Origin of the sequence: Pseudomonas sp. IT-196MI5 (assembly GCF_949767415.1) — a bacterium.
In the GTDB taxonomy this organism is placed as follows: domain Bacteria; phylum Pseudomonadota; class Gammaproteobacteria; order Pseudomonadales; family Pseudomonadaceae; genus Aquipseudomonas.
In genome coordinates this window covers 113,969-132,592 of record NZ_CATKPZ010000003.1, presented here as the reverse complement: position 1 = coordinate 132,592, position 18,624 = coordinate 113,969, and the positions used below count along the sequence as shown (strand labels likewise).

Genomic DNA, 18,624 nt, shown 5'->3' with positions numbered 1-18,624 from the left:
ATCTAACCTTATGCGCATTCGGTATTTCTCAAGCGTGTCATAGCCTCTCTAAGATCACGTCATAACTCGTTATAACAAGTGATCTGCCATGACCGATAACGTTCTATCCCTGAGCAGCGTTCCGTTGCACACTCAGCTGCGAGACGTGCTGCGTACCCGCATCCTCGACGGTAAATATCCGCAAGACAGCCAGATGCCTTCCGAAAGCGAGCTTGGCGCGTTGTTCAAGGTCAGCCGCATCACCGTGCGCCAGGCCTTGGGTGACCTGCAGAAGGAAGGGCTGATCTTCAAGATTCACGGCAAAGGCACCTTCGTCGCCAAACCGAAAACCTTCCAGAACGTCAGCACCCTGCAAGGCCTGGCCGAGTCCATGACCGGTCGCGGCTATGAGGTGATCAACCGCCTGCGCAGCTTCAAGTTCATTGCCGCCAACAAGCTCGTCGCCGAGCGTCTGCAGGTGGCCGAAGGCGAGGTCGTGGCGCAGATCAAACGGGTGCGCCTGATCAATCGAGAGCCGATTTCCCTGGAAATCACTTACCTGCCCAAGGCCATTGGCGAGCGCCTGGAAAAAGCCGACCTGGTCACCCGCGACATTTTCCAGATTCTGGAAAACGACTGCGGTCTGACCCTGGGGCACGCCGACCTGGCCATCGATGCAGTACTGGCCAACAGCGACCTGACCCGGGCGCTGAACGTCGAACCCGGCTCGCCGATCATGCACATCGAACGCTTGACCCACGATGCCGAAGGTTGGCCGCTGGACTTCGAACACCTTTACTACCGTGGCGATGCCTTCCAGTACCGCCTGCGGATCGACCGGCAAAAAGGGGAGCAGGCATGACGCGCAGTACGTTGGAGCAGGAATACGACATCGTCGTGATCGGCGGCGGCACTGCCGGCCCCATGGCGGCGATCAAGGCCAAGGAACGCAACCGCGACCTGCGGGTGTTGTTGATCGACAAGGCCAACGTCAAGCGCAGCGGCGCGATCAGCATGGGCATGGACGGCCTGAACAACGCGATCATTCCCGGCCACTCGACGCCGGAGCAATACACCAAGGAAATCACCATCGCCAACGACGGCATCGTCAATCAGGCTGCGGTGTACGCCTATGCCACCCACAGCTTCGAAACCATCGAGCAACTGGACCGCTGGGGTGTGAAATTCGAGAAGGACGAAACCGGCGACTATGCAGTGAAAAAGGTTCACCACATGGGCGCCTACGTGTTGCCGATGCCGGAAGGGCACGACATCAAGAAAGTCCTGTATCGGCAGTTGAAGCGCGCGCGGGTGAGCATCACCAATCGCCTGGTCTGCACCCGATTGCTGACGGACGAAGAGGGCGCAGTCAACGGCGTGATGGGCTTCGACTGCCGCACCGCGGACTTCCATGTGATCAAGGCCAAGGCGGTGATCCTCGCCTGCGGTGCCGCTGGACGCTTGGGGTTGCCATCCTCGGGCTACCTGATGGGCACCTACGAGAATCCGACCAATGCCGGCGACGGCTTCTCGATGGCCTACCACGCCGGAGCCGAGCTGGCGAACCTGGAATGCTTCCAGATCAACCCGCTGATCAAGGATTACAACGGTCCGGCCTGCGCCTACGTCACTGGTCCCTTGGGCGGCTACACCGCCAACAACAAGGGTGAGCGCTTCATCGAGTGCGACTACTGGAGCGGGCAGATGATGTGGGAATTCCACCAGGAGCTGGAAAGCGGCAATGGCCCGGTGTTCCTCAAACTCGATCACCTGGCCGAGGAAACCATCCAGAACATCGAGCAGATCCTGCACAGCAACGAGCGTCCGAGTCGCGGCCAGTTCCATGCCAATCGCGGCACTGACTACCGCACGCAGATGGTCGAGATGCACATCTCCGAGATCGGTTTTTGCAGCGGGCATTCGGCGTCGGGGGTGTGGGTCAACGAGAAGGCCGAGACCTCGGTCAAGGGCTTGTACTCGGCCGGTGACATGGCCGCCGTGCCGCACAACTACATGCTCGGCGCGTTCACCTACGGCTGGTTCGCCGGCCACAACGCAGCGGATTTTGTCGCCGGGCGTGAGTTTTCTGCGCTGGATGCTGCGCAGATCGAAATCGAAAAACAACGGGTCTACGCGCCGCTGGACCGCGAACACGGCCTGCCACCGGCCCAGGTCGAGTACAAGCTGCGGCGCTTCGTCAACGACTACCTGCAACCGCCGAAAGTGACCAGGAAGATGCAAATCGGCCTGCAACGCTTCAGCGACATCCAGCGCGATCTCGACCAGATCAAGGCCCACAACGCCCACGAGCTGATGCGCGCCATGGAAGTCAGCATGATCCGCGACTGCGCCGAAATGGCCGCCCGCGCTTCATTGTTCCGCGCCGAAAGCCGCTGGGGGCTTTACCACTATCGCGTCGATCACCCGCAACGCAACGACCGCGACTGGTTCTGCCATTGCCACCTGAAGAAAGACGAAAACGGTTTGATGAGCAGTTTCAGGAAAGCCGTCGAGCCTTACATCATCCCGCTGGATGCCGACGAGATGCAGGCCTACGACCGGTTGCGGGTCGGTGCCGATGCGGCTTGATGTCGACAACAAAAGAGAGACCGAACATGGCTTACCAACCCCAGGAAATCTTCTTTCGCTCCAACGCACCGGTCACGGTTGATGAGGACAAATGCATCGCCCACAAAGGCTGCACCGTGTGCGTCGACGTTTGCCCGATGGACCTGCTGGCGATCAACCCGGCCACGCAAAAGGCCTATATGGCCTTCGATGAATGCTGGTACTGCATGCCCTGTGAAAAGGACTGCCCGACCGGGGCGGTGAAAGTCGAGATCCCCTACTTATTGCGGTAACCGCTTTTGTAGGAGCTGGCTTGCCAGCGAAGACGTCAGAACAGACAACCCAAAACGCCATCCGGCACCACCGGACGCCTGATTCAAGACACCCCTCGTTTCCCACCGCGCCCTGATCGTGGCGGAGACGAACATCCAATAAATGATTCGAGGGGAAACACTCATGATGTTGCGTGCAGCTTTGGCCGGTCTGGTACTGGCTTCATTCACCCTGTCGGCCTCGGCCGAAACCATCCGCATAGCCATCGGCACCCAGGACACCACCATCAACTGCGCCGCCGGCGGTCTGTTGATTCGCGAACTCGGCCTGCTGGACAAATACCTGCCCCACGATGGCCCCTACAAAGATGCCCAATACGAGGTGCAGTGGAAAAACTTCACCAGCGGCGCTCCCCTGACCAACGAGATGGTGGCCGGCAAACTCGACTTCGGCGCCATGGCCGACTTCCCCGGCGCGTTCAACGGCGTGGCGTTCGAAACGGCGGGCAAGCACAGCCTGTTCATCAGCGTGCTGTCGGGCAGCATCAAGGGCAGCGGCAACGGCATCGTGGTGCCCAGCGCATCGGGCGTGCAGTCGCTGGCAGAGCTGAAAGGCAAGACCATCTCCGTACCGTTCGCTTCCACCGCCCATGGCATGCTGCTGCGCGCCGTCGCGGCCCAGGGCTGGGACCCGCTCAAGGACGTGAACATCATCGCCCAGCCGCCGGAGGTCGCCGGCTCCGCCTTGCAGGCCGGCAAGATCGATGCTCACGCTGACTTCGTGCCCTTCGCCGAACTGTTCCCGAGCCGTGGCTTCGCGCGCAAGATTTATGACGGCGCCCAGGCCAGCGCGCCGACCTTCCACGGTGCGCTGGTCGATCAGGCCTATGCGCAGAAGTACCCGGAAATCGTCGTTGCTTACCTGCGGGCGAGTATCGAAGCCAACCAGCTGCTGGCGGCTGAACCGGAGAAATACAGCGAGCTGATCGCCAAGGTCACCGGGGTCGATGCCGAGGTCAATTACCTGTTCCATGGCCCCCTCGGTGTGCAGACCCGCGACCTGAGCTGGAAGCCGGAATACCGTCAGGCCGTGGGCACCGCCATCGATACCCTCAAGTTGTTGAAGAAGGCCGATCGCGGTCTGGATCTCGACACCTTCATCGACGACCAGTACATCCGCGCCGCCTTCAAGGCCTCGAACCTGGACTACAGCGCGCAGCTTGCGAATTACCAGCAGGCGCCGCTCAAGGCCGTCGATGCCGCCAGCGGCCAAGCCATCACCGACTTCAGCCACGTGGCGGAAATCTGGGTGCGCGGTGAGCCGAAAGTTCGCCAGTACGCCTCGGCGCAAGCAGCGTTTGCCGCGCTGGCAGCCCTCAAGCAGGAAGGCAAAAACATCCGCGCGGTGTACGCCCAGGCCAGCGACAGCGGGATCAAGTTGCTGGCGGATCAGGCGTGGTTTGCCACCGACGGGAAAGGGCGGCTGAGTGCGTTCCTGCTCAAAGGTCAGGCCCAGCAGTTCGCCACGACGCAGGGCGGCAAGGTCTTGGATTTCACCGATGCTACCGCGCAAGCCGTGGCCGTTCGCTAACAGCCGAAACACCACAGCCCCTGTGGGAGCGAGCTTGCTCGCGATAGCGGTTTCACATTCAACATTGAAGTCGCCTGACCTGCCGCCATCGCGAGCAGGCTCGCTCCCACAGGGATCTTGGTTGAGAGGAATAATTGTGTACCGATCATATTCACGCTGGATCCCCAGAGTCGCCTCACTGCTGCTCTGCCTCGCATTCTGGCAACTCGCCGCCAGCCACCACTGGAACCTTGGCCTGGTGACCTTCGCCAACGTCCCGACCCCCTTGGCGGTCATTGAAGCCGCCCTCGGCCTCGGTGACTCGGGCAAGCTCGCGCAGCACCTGGGCAGCAGCCTCGGCCGGGTGTTCGCCGGTTACCTCGCGGCGCTGATCATTGGTGTGGCCCTGGGCTTGGCCATCGGCCGCTCGAAGTGGGCCGAAGATCTGTTGCTGCCACCCCTGGAAGTGCTGCGGCCGATCCCGGCGGTGGCATGGATTCCCCTGGCGATCCTGATGTTTCCCTCGTCGGAGCTGTCGATGGTGTTCATCACCTTCACCGGTGCACTGTTCCCGATCCTGCTCAACACCGTGCACGGCGTCGAAGGCGTCGACCCACGGCTGATCGCCTCGGCAAAAAGCCTCGGGGCAGGGCGCCGGGCCATCCTGCTGGAGGTCGTTCTGCCGGGGGCTGCGCCGAGCATCATCACCGGCCTGGCCATCGGCATGGGCACCTCGTGGTTCTGTCTGGTGACGGCGGAAATGATCTCCGGCCAATTCGGCATCGGCTATTACACCTGGGAGTCCTACACCATCCAGAACTACGCCGACATCGTCGTCGGCATGTTGCTGATCGGCGTACTCGGGATGGGCAGCAGCCTGTTGATCAAGCGTCTGGGCGGGCTGTTCACGCCCTGGCATCGACCGCGAGGAAAAGCCTGATGAGCGTTTTTCAACACCTGGAAGGCCGTATCGACATTCGCGGGCTGTCGATCAGCCTGGGCGAGGGTCTCGAGGCTTTCGAAGCGGTGCAGGGCCTCGACTGCCAGATCGAGCCGGGGCAGTTCGTGTGCATCCTCGGGCCGTCCGGTTGCGGCAAGTCCACCTTGCTCGGCGCACTGGCCGGCCACCTGCAACCGCGCACCGGCACGCTGAATGTCGATGGTGCAGCGGTGTCGGGCCCATCGCCCCAGCGTGGCATGGTGTTCCAGCAGCACACATTGTTTCCGTGGCGCACGGTGCGCGACAACGTGGCGTTCGGCTTGAAAATGCGGGGCGTCGGCAAGGCTGAACGGCACAAAGCAGCGGATGAAATCCTCGCCCTGGTGGGCCTCGAAGGCTTTGCCGAACGCTGGCCCGACCAGCTCTCCGGCGGCATGCAGCAACGGGTGGAAATTGCCCGGGTGCTGGTCAACCGTCCGCGCCTGTTGCTGATGGACGAACCCTTCGGGGCCCTCGATGCCCTGACCCGATTGAACATGCAGGAACTGCTGCTGGACATCTGGACGCGCATCCGCACCACCGTGGTGTTTGTCACCCATGACATCGACGAAGCGCTGTTCCTCGCCGATCGCTTGCTGGTCATGAGCTCGCGCCCCGGGCGAATCATCGAAGACCTGCGCCTGGATTTCCCCCGGCCGCGCAGCACGGAACTGATGACCCGCCCTGAATTTTCCCACCTCAAGCGCCATTGCCTCGAACTCCTGCGGCACGAAGACGGTCGGCAACTGCCGCGCCTGAACCCGCTCGGACTTCCCCCTGAAAACAAACTGCCGCGATTTGCCCTATGAACTCACTATTCGATGTAACCGATAACGACGACATTCTGGCCCTGCAACCACGCCTGACCGATGACGACCCCGGTGTGCGCCGGATCGCACTGATCGAACTGGCCGATCTCGAGGAGCCGGAAGGCCTGCAGTGGTTGATCAATCGACTGGCCGAAGACCCGATTGCAGAGGTTCGCGCCGAAGCCGCGCGGTTGCTGGAAGCCTGGGAGGACGCGCCCGTGGTCGAAGCGTTGTGCCAGGCGCTGACGGATCCATCGCCGGCGGTGCAGGTAGCCGCTGCGCAAAGCCTCAGCCTGCTCAAGAGTGAAGCGGCGGGCCGGGTCATTCTGCCGTGGACCGGGCACGCCGACAGCGGTGTGCGCATCGCCGCGTTCAGGGCGTTGCGCGAGTTGCGTTGCCCCGATGCCGCCGATGCGGCGGCCCGGGCACTGATTGATGAACGCGCCAGCGTGCGCCGCGAGGCGGTGGGCGTACTCGGCTGGCTCAAACAGCTCGATGCCTTGCCGGCACTGGCGCGGCTGGCCAGCGCTGACCCGGACACTGAAGTTCGGCGTGCCGCCACCGGGGCCTTGGGCCTGGCGTCTGACGCGCAAGTGCTGCCGGCCCTGCGCCAGGCCTTGCGGGACGCTGCCTGGCAAGTCCGCGAAGAAGCCGCCACCACCCTGGGCAAGGTCGGCCACCCCGACGCCGGCCCGGCCTTGATCGACGCCTTGGACGACGATTACTGGCAAGTGCGCCTGCGCGCCACCCGCAGCCTCGGTCGCTTGCGTTTTGTACCGGCGCTCGAAGCGCTGATCGACACCCTCGGCCACCGCATCAGCAACCTGCGCAAGGAAGCCGCGTTGGCCCTCGGCGAATTGAACGACCCAGGGGCCATTGCGGCATTGCAGGCCGCGCAGGACGACGGCGACCCTGAAGTGCGCAAGGCCGTGCGCATTGCCTTGAGCCAACTGCAATGAACCCGCTGGCGATTGGCAATTCCCGCAGCAAACGGCAGTTGCGTCTGAACTGGCCGGATGGTCGCGAACAGGTGTTCGGACACGCCGAATTGCGTCGGCAGTGTCCGTGTTCGCAGTGCCGGGCGTTTCGGTTGCGGGGGATGGCGCCGATGGTGGATGAGCGGGTTCAGGTGATCGAACTGAATCCGCAAGGGTATGGCCTGCAACTGGTCTTCAGCGATGGGCATGAGCGGGGGATTTATCCGTGGGCGTATCTCTCCAGCCTGACCTGATCCCTGTAGGAGCGAGCCTGCTCGCGATGGACGTGAACGATAAAACGATACAGTTGGAGGAATCGGTGCGCGTGGACGGTTTTCGCGAGCAGTCGACCGGCTTTATGCTGTGAATACAGGTTCAGTAACGGCTCGGATAAACGCATCGTCCACAGTCGTTACGCCATACCGATGCATGAACTCACTACCATTGGCAAAGCGATTGAAGCGTTGCTGGTTAATCATGTAAAAATAATCACAGTGGTTAATGACTTCATCAACATTATGCGAGGAAACCAGAATGGCGGTGCCCTCCCTGGCGGCGCCGTGAAGGCATTGCCAAATATAGCTACGAAACTCTGGATCTACACCGGCGGTAGGTTCGTCAAGAATCACGAAGTCTGCAGAAATTGAAAGAAGAGAGAGAGTAAAGAACCAGCGTGTCTCTCCGTAGCTGCACAGCGATGATTTTTTGTTCCATATGTCTTGGTATCGCTCAACTATCGCAGGGCTCCACACACTTAGTTTTTTCAGGGTTTTATCTTGTGTCATGGGCTCGCTTGATGACAGCGCAGCCACCATCTTGAAAATGTCGCGCATGCGCAACGGTGGGGGAGTGGTGATTATCTGAGAAAGGTATAAAAAATGACTGAAGTCGTTTTTTATGCAGCCGGACTTTGCTTTTTTAAGCTCGCAGACGATATCGAAAAAAGTTGTTTTTCCAGACCCGTTGGGCCCCAGAATGCCAACAATGTCGCCTTGAGCAACCTCAAGAGATGCCTGGGTCAAGAGTGGTTTGTCTGAATAGGAGAAATCGATGCTCTGCGCCGTGAATTTTTTCATCAGTATCGGCTCCATACGGGATTGATTCTTAGGTGTTTGAATGTTCTGTGCAGTACTAAAATAAATAAAAGGATTATTGCTGTTGTTGTTAGTTTGTTGGATTCAAGGCCTTGTTCCATTATCTGGCTTGCAAGTGTCAGTGGGTTTACGAGGTTCAAAGCGTCGGTGATGGGGTTTGATCTGCTGGCACTCATAACTCCGAGGATCAACATGCAGAACGAAAAAATGGAAAGCAAAGTATTCGAGTTCTGAAAGTTGATCGGCAGCAATGAGAATGCAGCCCCAAAAGTGCAAAACATGATAAAGCAGATGTAAAAGCGTATTGCGATATTCAGTAGTTCATTGAGGTCGTAGTTTCCGAATGGGAGTTTGGTTGTTAAGTAAAAGCTTGTGCAATAAGATATCGATATTAACGAGTAGGCAATGAAGTGCGATAGAAGAAAAATCAGTTTCGATTCCCTGGAGTAAATAAATGATCGGGTGAATCCGCTTTCCCTTCTTCCTATTATATAAAAGGCGAATCCGAATAATGCGACACTTGAAGAGATGTAGGCATAAAACCATGCTGAAATCGTAATGTAATTGCTGGAAAAGTAGTTCGGATCCTGCCTGGTTGTTGCAAAAAAATAGAACATCGCGCAAGGTGATATCATGATCCAAAAAAAGGCAATGGGTTCTTTTAATTGTTCTTTCATGAATATGGACGTTAGGGCGAAAACCCTGGGCAGAGTATTTTTAGGCATGATTGAATTCTCTATGGGAATGGAACCATTGTTTTTTTTCTTTCATTGTTTACTGCGAAGCGAAAGGAGTTCGAATAATCGTTGATTAGGTTTATGTCTGCTGAATTATTCATATGCATAAATAATGATGGCGAAGTGAATTTGCAGAATGTGTAGTTGGCTCCATCTATTTTCGTTGTTTTTATATAGAGGTATCCTTCGAGGTTTTTGTTTCTCAAGCATTTAATCAGATTTTCAGTATCTAATTTGCAGGGTGGGCTTTTGTTGCGTGAGGTATGTGGGTAGTAATTTAATTGTGATGTGATTTCTTCGAACGTTTTATAGTGATTGCACTTTACGAAGTGGCGGATATAGGGGTCCTTAAGAGAATCCGGGTTGCCGTGTAAAACGCTGAATAAATTCATGAATCGAAATGTTTGCCATAGCTCTAGAATAGACTTGTTCAATGCTTCTGCTCGACTTTCTGAGTAAGACATTCCCGCGCAGTAGTGAACATTTCTATCCGGGTCATTGTTTCCATAAACTGTTAATAGGCAAACTCCTGGGAAATTTTCATCAGAAATATCAATTGTTATTAGTTGCCCTGATTTTATAAGTGCGTTGAATAGACCATATGAGGGGAGTGTTTTTATTGTAGATGATATCTCGGCCGGTTTGATTGTTCCTGTACATTGCTTGGTTAGCCAGAATCGAGTGAGAAATTGGCGTTCTAGTGATTCTTTAATTGATCCAAGTACGGCGAGTTCGGGATTCCAGTGAAAGCTGCATCCACAAGTGTCGCGGCTTGGATAAATGTTGTCGTCGTCGCTGTTGTGGTGGGTCAGAGAGATACATACAGTCGGAATTGAGCAGCATGAAAAATCAGAAATGCGTATGGCTGAATTCATGTCGAATTTGCGACTTGAAAGATTCGCTAAGTCTATGTTTTTTATGGCGGTTTGGTTGAAAGCTATAATGAATTTTTCGGCCTCTTTTGGCGAGAGAGAATTCTCTAAGGTCGAAAAACTGTCGGGTAATATTTCTAAATAGAAGTGACGCCTCTCGAAGTATTCGCCTAGAGCTGTTTTTATTGATGTTGAACTTGTGCCAATCCCTGAGCCTATTGAGTTCCATTGATCACCAATCTCCGTGCAAAAAGGGAAGTCGAAAATACATGGGGGCTGGCACCACATTTCCGCGGGTAGTGAGGGATCATTGCTGTAACTTGAAATTTTCAATTTAGCCTCCTATCAAGTGTACACATGCAGGAAAAAATAGAGTTGGATTCAACCCGATGGCCTTACACAGCATGTTGTCGGTGTACCCAGACCATTGACGGCTTTTGATATTTAAATGTTTGCACTGAAGATCTACTAGCATATATATTGATCCGGTTTCCATTAACGCTAATCTGTACCCACGATAACGATATTTGACTAACGTTTTTGGCATATACATTACATAAATTATAGCTAAGCTGGGGTTTCCAATTTTGCCCCCTGAGGGCAAAATAGCCTCTTTTATTAAACTGGCGTCGTAACTTCCCTGGACTATTTCAAATTTTCTTGAATGTGGTAGTAGGTGTAGTATTTTTTCAGGACATGGCCATGTATTTTTAGATGATAGGGAGCAACAGAATATCTCTACTGAATATAGTGCTCCTGCACTAGGGTATCCTCTTTTATAAGTGTTTCCGCCAATTCTTAATAGTGGGCTGATTAATTGCTTTATTGACTCGAATGTTATGTCTCGATCGTCGAAGAAATCGCATGATTGATTTCGATGTAAAGGGCTTGTAGGCTCTAGTGCTTCGAGTGTCACCCCTTTCGTAGTGATATCCATATCGGGATATAATTGCAGTTCGTTACCTGTTAGATCTGAAAGTAGCTGTGGTGGAAGGTTGTGCAGTAAGGAAATGTTTTGAACGCAGTCATGGATGGTGAAGTTGCCTTTGTTGTGGAATTCCAGGGTGTCCTCGATGACTTTCTGATCGAGGAATTTCAGATAGTAATCATGTGGAATATTTTTCATTCTTAGATCTCAGGCAGGTACAGGAATGCCAGTGAGGACTCAATTCTTCCGTAATCAGTCCGCTGTTTAAATCTACAGTCATTGATGAAAGAGAGTTGTCTTGGTATCTGAAGCCTTGATTATGTTCCGTATGGAGTTTGATTTTTTTTGTCAGAGCACCTAATGCAAGATTTCTCTGCAACAAGCTTAGGTTTGGCGCAGGTATCGTAATGTTTCGGTCAACACAAAAATTCAATAAGGCAGACCAGGAATTTCGACTTTCGTTGATTTTTTCATAATTCAATTGCCTTTCTACAAGGCAAAAATGGCAGGGATTTCCAATGCTTGGGATGTATGGTTGACTTATACGAAAAACATCTCCGCTTAAGTACGCTATTGAGATGGCACTGCTCGGAGACGAGTCTGCTAAACAAAAGTATAGATCTTTAAGTTTTGAGTAGTTGTATTGCATGCAAATTATTTTAATTAGAAGTGCATTGCCTCTGGCTCGGTCGATTAAGGAATCTATATCGTTCACTATTTCGTGATCGAATTTTACCTCTTGATCAATGATCGCTTCGAATTCTTCTCGGTTGCTCCAGTCATGTGCTATTAATACTTTTTTGAAGTATATCTCCGATGGTTGATTTTTTAGTCCAATGGCGAAATTCAAGAACGAATAAGTTTCTTTTAGTGGTAGTTTCTGAGCGGATACCACCTTGTCGAATAGTGCTTTTGATATTTTTGGTGATTGTTGTTTTTTTAGCTCTTGCAGTACGATTAATAGTTTTTTTGAATCGGTTTTTGATGCTCCATCGGTAGATATTATTAGTGATTCATTTGGTAGGTTTATAATGTCAAATTCTGAAAATATCAGTTGCATTTATCTCCTCCTAAAGGACCTTTCACTTTGAAAGATCCTTTTAACTTTGAAAGTTAGCAGAGAGTTTTACTATCTGTTTCAACTACATACCTCTACAGCCACCGGTGCCACCACCGCCAGTGCCTCCTGCACCGCCACAGCCACCATTTCCCCCACCACTACCACCGCTGCATCCGCCACCCCCACCACATCCACCGCTGCCCCCGCAACCTCCTGCACTTCCGGAGCCACCAGCGACTTGCGGATTGGGGCTCGATCCAACATCATTTCTAAAATTGAATAGCACTTTTCCAAGTTCGTTGTTTTTCATTTTGTTTTTACTCGTTGTGTTTGCCACTTGATATTAAGTGGTGCTGCAAGGATTAGTTGATTTTAGTGTTGGGTGCAAGTGAGAGGATTTTGTGATGTAGGGGTGTTCCTACATCTTTTTAAGATGCGTCCTACATGATGTTAGGAGCCTTGGCGGTTTGGTTTTTTTTCAGTGTGGATGGTTTACAGCGCGGGACTGTGGAATTCCTTTTTGAATCTGTATTTTAGTTTTCGGCAAGTAGAAATGATCTTGCTATGTTGAGTAAAATATTTCTGTAGGAGTAAATGTGCGTTTTGTACTTTTTTTATGAATTTTTATTTTCTTCAGATGTTTATTTTTTTAGAAAGGCGACGAACGGTAGGCCTTGCTTTTTGATCGTCCGTTTTGTTCGAGTAAGGAGTGCTTGGTTTTACATCAGCGGGCTATCGAGTTTCACGCCCGGGGTATGGCCTGCAACTGGTCTTCAGCGATGGGCATGAGCGGGGGATTTATCCGTGGGCCTACCTGGCGCAACTCACCCCCGAAGTTGCCCCAATCTAAATGTGGGGGCGAGCCTGCTCGCGAATGCAGTGTGTCAGTCAACTTTGACATCACTGACATGACGCCTTCGCGAGCAGGCTCGCTCCCACAGGTAATCTGCCCGGCAGATGATTGACGGCCCTTGCCAGGAAAAAGCCAAAAGAGTACAAATGTACTCCATGACGACTCTGACTCCCCGCCGTACCGCCATCCTGACCTTTATTCGCGATCGCATCGCCGAGCACGGTCAGCCTCCGAGCCTCGCTGAAATCAGCGAGGCGTTCGGTTTTGCCTCCCGCAGCGTGGCGCGCAAGCATGTGCTGGCGTTGACCGAAGCCGGGTTTATCGAGGTCAACCCGCATCAGGCCCGGGGCATTCGCCTGCTCGGGCAGCCGCCGCGTCCCGAGTTGCTGGACATCCCGGTGCTCGGCCGGGTGGCGGCTGGTGCGCCGATTGGTGTCGATGCGCAAATCCATAGCCGCTTGCTGCTCGACCCGTCGATCTTCTCGCGGGTACCGGACTACATGTTGCGGGTGCGCGGTGACTCGATGATCGAGGACGGCATTTTCGACGGCGACCTGGTGGGCGTGCACCGCAGCCCCGAGGCCGTTAATGGCCAGATCGTCGTGGCGCGGCTCGACGGCGAAGTCACCATCAAGCGCTTCGAGCGGCTCGGCGATGTTGTTCGCCTGCTGCCTCGCAACCCGGCCTACCAGCCGATCATTGTCGAGGCCGACCGGGACCTGGCCATCGAAGGCGTGTTCTGTGGCTTGGTGAGGCAAGGCTGATGGGTGCCGTCGTTGCGCTGGATACGCTGTTCAATGGCGGCCAGGTCTGGAGGGGCCGGCCTGCGCCACCGGCCGCCAGCCCGCAGCCCACCGGGCATGCCGCGCTGGACGCCGCGTTGCCCAGCGGTGGCTGGCCGGAGGCGGCGCTGACGGAAATCCTGTTGGCCGGGCAGGGTGTGGGCGAGTTGCAACTGGTGTGGCCGACGCTGGCACGGCTGTCGGCGGCGGGCGAGCGCATCGTGCTGGTGGCGCCACCGTATGTGCCGTACCCCCAGGCGTGGCAGGGCGCCGGGGTCGATCTGCGACAGTTGTCGATCATCCAGGCCGGCGAGCGCGATGCGCTGTGGGCCGCGGAACAATGCCTGCGCTCGGGCAGTTGCGGCGCGGTGCTGTGCTGGCCGCACAAGGCCGATGACCGCGCCTTGCGCCGCTTGCAGGTGGCGGCGGAAACCGGCCAGACCCTGGCCTTCGCCTATCGTCCCCTCGGTGAAGCGATCAACCCTTCGCCGGCGGCCCTGCGCATTGCCATCGATGCCCGACCGGCACAACTGCGCGTGCTCAAGTGCCGTGGCGGCCTGGCCCGTTCGGCGCCGATTGCCTTTGCCGTGGGACATTGAGGTTGCCATGCGCTGGGTCTGCATTGTTTTCCCGCAATTGGCGCTGGACGCGGTACTGCGTCAGCGCGCCGATCCCGATGAACCCCTGGCGTTGCTGACCGGCCCGGCTCAGCGCCGGGTGCTGCAGGCCGTCAACGGTGCGGCGCGGGCGCTGGGTTTGCGTCCCGGGCAGTCCATGAGCGCGGCCCAGGCCTTGAGCAAAGGCTTTGTCACGGCCGAATACGACGCCGCTGAAATCGAACACTGGCAGCAGTTTCTCGCCGCCTGGGCCTATCGCTTCAGTTCCCAGGTCAGCGTGCATTACCCCCGGGCCCTGGTGTTCGAGATCGAATCCAGCCTCGGTCTGTTCGGCGCCTGGGCGCAATTCGAAGCGCTTCTGCGCCGTGAGCTCGGCGAACTGGGGTTTCGGCACCGCATCGTGGCCGCACCCAACCCGGTGGCGGCGCGGGTGTTGGCCAACGCCTATGACGGTCTGGTGGTTCCGGACGATCAAGCCTTGCAGCATCACCTGGGGCAAATGCCCGTCGACCGGATCGGCCTCGAAGCACCGGTCGCCACGGCCTTGTCGCGCATGGGCCTGCGCACCTTGAACCAGGTGCAGGCGCTGCCCCGGCATAGCCTGGCCCGGCGTTTCGAGGCCCAGGTGCTCAAGCATCTGGATGGCCTCTTGGGTTTGCGGCGGTTGGCGCTGGCGTTTTACCTGCCGCCGGACCGCTTCGATGTGCGCATCGAGCTCAATTTCGATGTGCAATCCCATCAGGCCTTGTTGTTTCCGTTGCGCCGGTTGACCGGCGACCTGTCGGCGTTCCTCTGCGGTCGCGACAGCGGCGTACAGCGTTTTGACCTGCATCTGGAGCACGCCGGGTTACCGGACACGCTCATCAAGGTCGGCCTGCTCAGCGCCGAGCGCGATCCGGCGATGCTCTTCGAACTGGCCCGGGGGCGACTGGAGCAAGTCCAGGTCGAGGCGCCGGTGCGCGGCTTTCGTCTGCGCGCCGAGGATTTGCCGACCTTCGTGCCCCAGCATCAGGAGCTTTTCGACGATCGCCCGCAGCAGTCCTTACCCTGGGAGCAACTGCGTGAACGCCTGCGTGCACGGCTGGGGGATGACGCGGTGCATGGCCTGCGCTTCCAGGCCGATCACCGCCCCGAGTGTGCGTGGCAGACCAGTGCCGATAGTCAGCCCTGCGCGGTGCCGGCCGCGGTGAAACGGCCGGGCTGGCTGCTGACTGAACCGCTGGCCGTGCATCAGGGCTCGGCGCGCATCCTCATGGGGCCGGAGCGTATCGAGTCCGGCTGGTGGGACGGCAACGACGTACGCCGTGACTATTACCTGATCGAAACCCGTGCCGGCCAACAGGGCTGGGCCTACCGGGCGGTCGGTGAGGACGGCCCGTTGTGGTTGCAGGGGTGGTTCGCATGAGCATCGACTATGCCGAACTGCATTGCCTGTCGAACTTCAGTTTCCAGCGCGGTGCTTCCAGTGCCCTCGAGCTGTTCCAGCGCGCGAAAAAGCTGGGTTATCAAGCCCTGGCGATCACCGACGAATGCACCCTGGCGGGCATCGTTCGCGCCTGGCAAGCGGCGAAGTCCTTGGAGTTGCCGCTGATCATCGGCAGCGAGATACGCATCGAGAACGGTCCGAAACTGGTGCTGCTGGTGGCGAACCTCGAGGGCTATCAGGCGCTGTGCCGATTGATCACCCGCGCCCGGCGTCGCACGCAGAAAGGCCAGTATCAGGTGTTGCGCGAAGACTTCAGCGAACCGTTGCCGGGATTGTTGGCGTTGTGGGTGCCGGACGCTGTCGATGCCTTTGCACAGGGCCGCTGGCTCAAGCAGGTCTTCGCCGAGCGCCTGTGGCTGGCCGTGCAGTTGCATCGCGGCCAGGACGATGCGCGGCGCCTGGACGATCTGCTGAACCTGGCCAGGGAGTTGCGTATTCCTGCAGTCGCTTGCGGCGATGTGCACATGCACGCTCGCGGCCGGCGCGCCTTGCAGGACACCATGACCGCGATCCGTCATCACCTGCCGGTGGCCGATGCCGGGTTGCGCCTGCACCCCAACGGCGAACGCCATCTGCGCAGCCTCGATGTGCTGCAGGCGCTGTACCCGCCAGCCTTGCTGGCAGAAACGTTGAACATCGCCCGGCGCTGCACCTTTGATCTTGGTCAGTTGCGTTACCAGTACCCCCGCGAACTGGTGCCGCAAGGGCACTCGGCCACCTCGTGGCTGCGTCATTTGACCGAGGAGGGCATCGAGTGGCGCTGGCCAAAAGGGCCGAAAAGCGAAGTGCTGGCGCAGATCGACAAGGAGCTGCAACTGATCGCGGAGCTGGGCTATGAAAGCTATTTCCTGACGGTCCACGACATCGTCCGCTTTGCCCGCCAGCAACAGATTCTTTGTCAGGGTCGTGGTTCTGCCGCCAACTCGGCGGTGTGTTTTGCCCTGGGCATCACCGAAATCGACCCGGATCGCACCACGTTGCTGTTCGAGCGCTTTCTGTCCAGGGAGCGTAACGAACCGCCGGACATCGACGTCGATTTCGAGCATGAACGTCGCGAGGAAGTCTTGCAGTACGTGTTCCAGCGTTATGGCCGGGCCCGCGCCGCGCTGACGGCAGTGGTCAGCACCTATCATGCGGCCGGTGCGGTACGGGATGTAGCCAAGGCACTGGGCTTGCCGCCGGACCAGATCAACGCCCTGGCCGATTGCTGCGGTCACTGGAGCGATGAGACACCGCCCGTGGAGCGTCTGCGCGAGGGCGGGTTCGACCCTGAAAGCCCGGTGCTGCGCCGGGTGTTGAGCCTGACGGGGCAACTGATCGGCTTCCCCCGGCATTTGTCCCAGCACCCCGGCGGTTTCGTGATTTCCGAGCAGCCGCTGGACAGTCTGGTGCCGGTGGAAAACGCCGCCATGGCCGAGCGCACCATCATCCAGTGGGACAAGGATGACCTCGATGCCGTGGGCCTGCTCAAGGTCGATATCCTGGCACTGGGCATGCTCAGCGCGATTCGCCGATGTTTCGATCTGCTGCGCCGACACCGGGGCCTGGACCTGAGTCTGGCGACCATCCCGTCCGAAGATGCGGCCACCTACGAAATGATCGGTCGGGCCGACACCATCGGCGTGTTCCAGATCGAGTCCCGGGCGCAGATGTCGATGCTGCCCAGGCTCAGGCCGAAGACGTTCTACGACCTGGTGATCGAGGTCGCCATCGTTCGGCCGGGGCCGATCCAGGGCGGCATGGTGCACCCGTACCTGCGGCGACGGAACAAGGAAGAACCGGAGGCCTATCCGTCGCCGGAACTGGAAGTGGTGCTCAAGCGCACCCTCGGCGTGCCGCTGTTTCAGGAACAGGTGATGCAGATCGCCATCGTCGCCGCCGACTACAGCCCCGGGGAGGCCGACCAGCTACGCCGCTCCATGGCCGCGTGGAAACGCCACGGCGGGCTCGAACCGCACAAGGAACGGCTGGCCGCCGGGATGAAGAAAAACGGCTACACCGCCGAGTTCGCCGCGCAGATCTTCGAGCAGATCAAGGGCTTTGGCAGCTACGGTTTTCCCGAGTCCCACGCGGCCAGTTTTGCTTTGCTGACCTACGCCAGTTGCTGGTTGAAATGCCACGAGCCGGCGGCCTTCGCCTGTGCGCTGATCAACAGCTGGCCGATGGGGTTCTACAGCCCGGACCAGATTCTGCAGGACGTCCGGCGTCATCATTTGCAGGTTCGCCCGGTGGACGTGCGCGCCAGTGACTGGGATTGCAGCCTGGAGCCGATCGCCGGTGCGCAACCGGCGATTCGCCTGGGCCTGCGCATGATCAAGGGCTTTCGCGAGGACGATGCCCGACGCATCGAGGCGGCACGCTCCCAAGGCGCGTTTGCCGACATCGCCGACCTGGGCGAGCGGGCGCGACTCGATGCCCGCGCCCAGGAGCAACTGGCCGATGCCGGTGCGCTGCGCGGGCTGGCCGGTGATCGCCATCGGGCGCGCTGGGAAGTGGCCGGGGTACAAAAGCAGCTGGGTTTGTTTGCCGGCCTGCAGAGCCAGGAGGAGGACGCGGTGGCGTTGCCCAAGCCCACCGTGGGCGAGGACCTGCAAGCCGATTACGCCAGTGTCGGCACCACCCTCGGGCCGCATCCGTTGGCCCTGTTGCGCGGTGAGTTGAAGGCGCGGCGCTGCCGCAGTTCGAAGCAATTGCTGGACGTCGAGCACGGGCGGCCGGTCAGCGTTGCCGGGCTGGTCACGGGCCGACAACGCCCGGCCACCGCCAGCGGCGTGACCTTCGTCACCCTTGAGGACGAGTTCGGCAACGTCAACGTGGTGGTGTGGCGCGACCTGGCCGAGCGACAGCGCCAGGTGTTGGTCGGCTCGCAGCTGCTCAAGGTCGATGGGCGCTGGGAGAAGGAGGGCGAGGTGCGGCATCTGATTGCCGGGCGCTTGAGTGATCTGAGTGCGTTGCTCGATGGCATCACTGTGCGCAGCCGGGATTTTCACTGACGCCAGCCGTTACCCATCCCCCTGTAGGAGCCGGCTTGCTCGCGAAGG

Annotated in this window: 17 protein-coding genes and 1 pseudogene; 13 read left to right on the top strand and 5 right to left on the bottom strand. The window is 57.7% G+C overall.

Features of this window, described 5'->3' with window-relative positions:
• The first annotated feature begins 88 nt into the window (after positions 1-88).
• The 8 genes from ACM6IK_RS02335 to ACM6IK_RS02300 all read left to right on the top strand — a co-directional run bounded on the left by ACM6IK_RS02335 (position 89) and on the right by ACM6IK_RS02300 (position 7,408).
• Positions 89-841 carry a GntR family transcriptional regulator gene (locus ACM6IK_RS02335; protein WP_223545105.1) on the top strand — a complete coding sequence of 251 codons (753 nt, stop codon included), beginning with the start codon at positions 89-91 and terminating at the stop codon, positions 839-841.
• On the top strand, positions 838-2,568 hold the full coding sequence (locus ACM6IK_RS02330; RefSeq protein ID WP_414872969.1) for a fumarate reductase/succinate dehydrogenase flavoprotein subunit: 1,731 nt from the start codon (positions 838-840) through the stop codon (positions 2,566-2,568). Before ACM6IK_RS02335 ends, ACM6IK_RS02330 begins: the two co-directional genes overlap by 4 nt.
• 26 nt (positions 2,569-2,594) lie before the next feature.
• On the top strand, positions 2,595-2,840 hold the full coding sequence (locus ACM6IK_RS02325) for a ferredoxin family protein (protein ID WP_003180418.1): 246 nt from the start codon (positions 2,595-2,597) through the stop codon (positions 2,838-2,840).
• 163 nt (positions 2,841-3,003) lie between these two features.
• Complete coding sequence (locus ACM6IK_RS02320; protein ID WP_414872968.1) at positions 3,004-4,410, top strand: ABC transporter substrate-binding protein; 1,407 nt, start codon at positions 3,004-3,006, stop codon at positions 4,408-4,410.
• A gap of 136 nt (positions 4,411-4,546) precedes the next feature.
• A complete protein-coding gene (locus ACM6IK_RS02315) occupies positions 4,547-5,329 on the top strand; it encodes an ABC transporter permease (RefSeq protein ID WP_414872967.1) in 783 nt (260 codons plus the stop codon).
• Complete coding sequence (locus tag ACM6IK_RS02310) at positions 5,329-6,177, top strand: ABC transporter ATP-binding protein (RefSeq protein WP_414872966.1); 849 nt, start codon at positions 5,329-5,331, stop codon at positions 6,175-6,177. The genes ACM6IK_RS02315 and ACM6IK_RS02310 overlap by 1 nt, the downstream gene beginning before the upstream one ends.
• A complete protein-coding gene (locus ACM6IK_RS02305) occupies positions 6,174-7,136 on the top strand; it encodes a HEAT repeat domain-containing protein (RefSeq protein ID WP_414872965.1) in 963 nt (320 codons plus the stop codon). The genes ACM6IK_RS02310 and ACM6IK_RS02305 overlap by 4 nt, the downstream gene beginning before the upstream one ends.
• Complete coding sequence (locus ACM6IK_RS02300; RefSeq protein WP_414872964.1) at positions 7,133-7,408, top strand: DUF971 domain-containing protein; 276 nt, start codon at positions 7,133-7,135, stop codon at positions 7,406-7,408. Before ACM6IK_RS02305 ends, ACM6IK_RS02300 begins: the two co-directional genes overlap by 4 nt.
• A gap of 102 nt (positions 7,409-7,510) precedes the next feature.
• Here the strand turns inward: ACM6IK_RS02300 and ACM6IK_RS02295 are convergent, their stop codons facing one another.
• The 5 genes from ACM6IK_RS02295 to ACM6IK_RS02275 form a co-directional block, all read right to left on the bottom strand.
• Positions 7,511-8,230 (bottom strand): ATP-binding cassette domain-containing protein, encoded by a 720-nt coding sequence (locus ACM6IK_RS02295; protein WP_414872963.1) that lies wholly within the window; start codon positions 8,228-8,230, stop codon positions 7,511-7,513.
• Positions 8,230-8,973 carry an ABC transporter permease gene (locus ACM6IK_RS02290; RefSeq protein ID WP_414872962.1) on the bottom strand — a complete coding sequence of 248 codons (744 nt, stop codon included), beginning with the start codon at positions 8,971-8,973 and terminating at the stop codon, positions 8,230-8,232. Before ACM6IK_RS02290 ends, ACM6IK_RS02295 begins: the two co-directional genes overlap by 1 nt.
• An 11-nt stretch (positions 8,974-8,984) precedes the next feature.
• Positions 8,985-10,190 carry a YcaO-like family protein gene (locus ACM6IK_RS02285; protein WP_414872961.1) on the bottom strand — a complete coding sequence of 402 codons (1,206 nt, stop codon included), beginning with the start codon at positions 10,188-10,190 and terminating at the stop codon, positions 8,985-8,987.
• A gap of 773 nt (positions 10,191-10,963) precedes the next feature.
• Positions 10,964-11,845, bottom strand: a complete 882-nt coding sequence (locus ACM6IK_RS02280; protein WP_414872960.1) for an McbB family protein — start codon at positions 11,843-11,845, stop codon at positions 10,964-10,966.
• Between the two features lie 78 nt (positions 11,846-11,923).
• Positions 11,924-12,106 carry a hypothetical protein gene (locus ACM6IK_RS02275; protein ID WP_414872959.1) on the bottom strand — a complete coding sequence of 61 codons (183 nt, stop codon included), beginning with the start codon at positions 12,104-12,106 and terminating at the stop codon, positions 11,924-11,926.
• A 490-nt stretch (positions 12,107-12,596) separates the two neighbouring features.
• Here ACM6IK_RS02275 and ACM6IK_RS02270 point away from each other — a divergent pair.
• The 5 genes and pseudogenes from ACM6IK_RS02270 to ACM6IK_RS02250 form a co-directional block, all read left to right on the top strand.
• Positions 12,597-12,695: pseudogene (locus ACM6IK_RS02270) on the top strand (gamma-butyrobetaine hydroxylase-like domain-containing protein); the annotation flags it as partial.
• Positions 12,696-12,844: 149 nt separating this feature from the next.
• Complete coding sequence (gene lexA / locus ACM6IK_RS02265) at positions 12,845-13,462, top strand: transcriptional repressor LexA (RefSeq protein ID WP_414872958.1); 618 nt, start codon at positions 12,845-12,847, stop codon at positions 13,460-13,462.
• Positions 13,462-14,079: a translesion DNA synthesis-associated protein ImuA gene (imuA, locus tag ACM6IK_RS02260; RefSeq protein ID WP_115947836.1), complete on the top strand. Its 618-nt coding sequence runs from the start codon at positions 13,462-13,464 to the stop codon at positions 14,077-14,079. The genes lexA and imuA overlap by 1 nt, the downstream gene beginning before the upstream one ends.
• A gap of 7 nt (positions 14,080-14,086) precedes the next feature.
• A complete protein-coding gene (locus tag ACM6IK_RS02255; RefSeq protein ID WP_414872957.1) occupies positions 14,087-15,502 on the top strand; it encodes a Y-family DNA polymerase in 1,416 nt (471 codons plus the stop codon).
• Complete coding sequence (locus tag ACM6IK_RS02250; RefSeq protein WP_414872956.1) at positions 15,478-18,576, top strand: error-prone DNA polymerase; 3,099 nt, start codon at positions 15,478-15,480, stop codon at positions 18,574-18,576. Before ACM6IK_RS02255 ends, ACM6IK_RS02250 begins: the two co-directional genes overlap by 25 nt.
• The last annotated feature ends 48 nt before the right edge of the window (positions 18,577-18,624 follow it).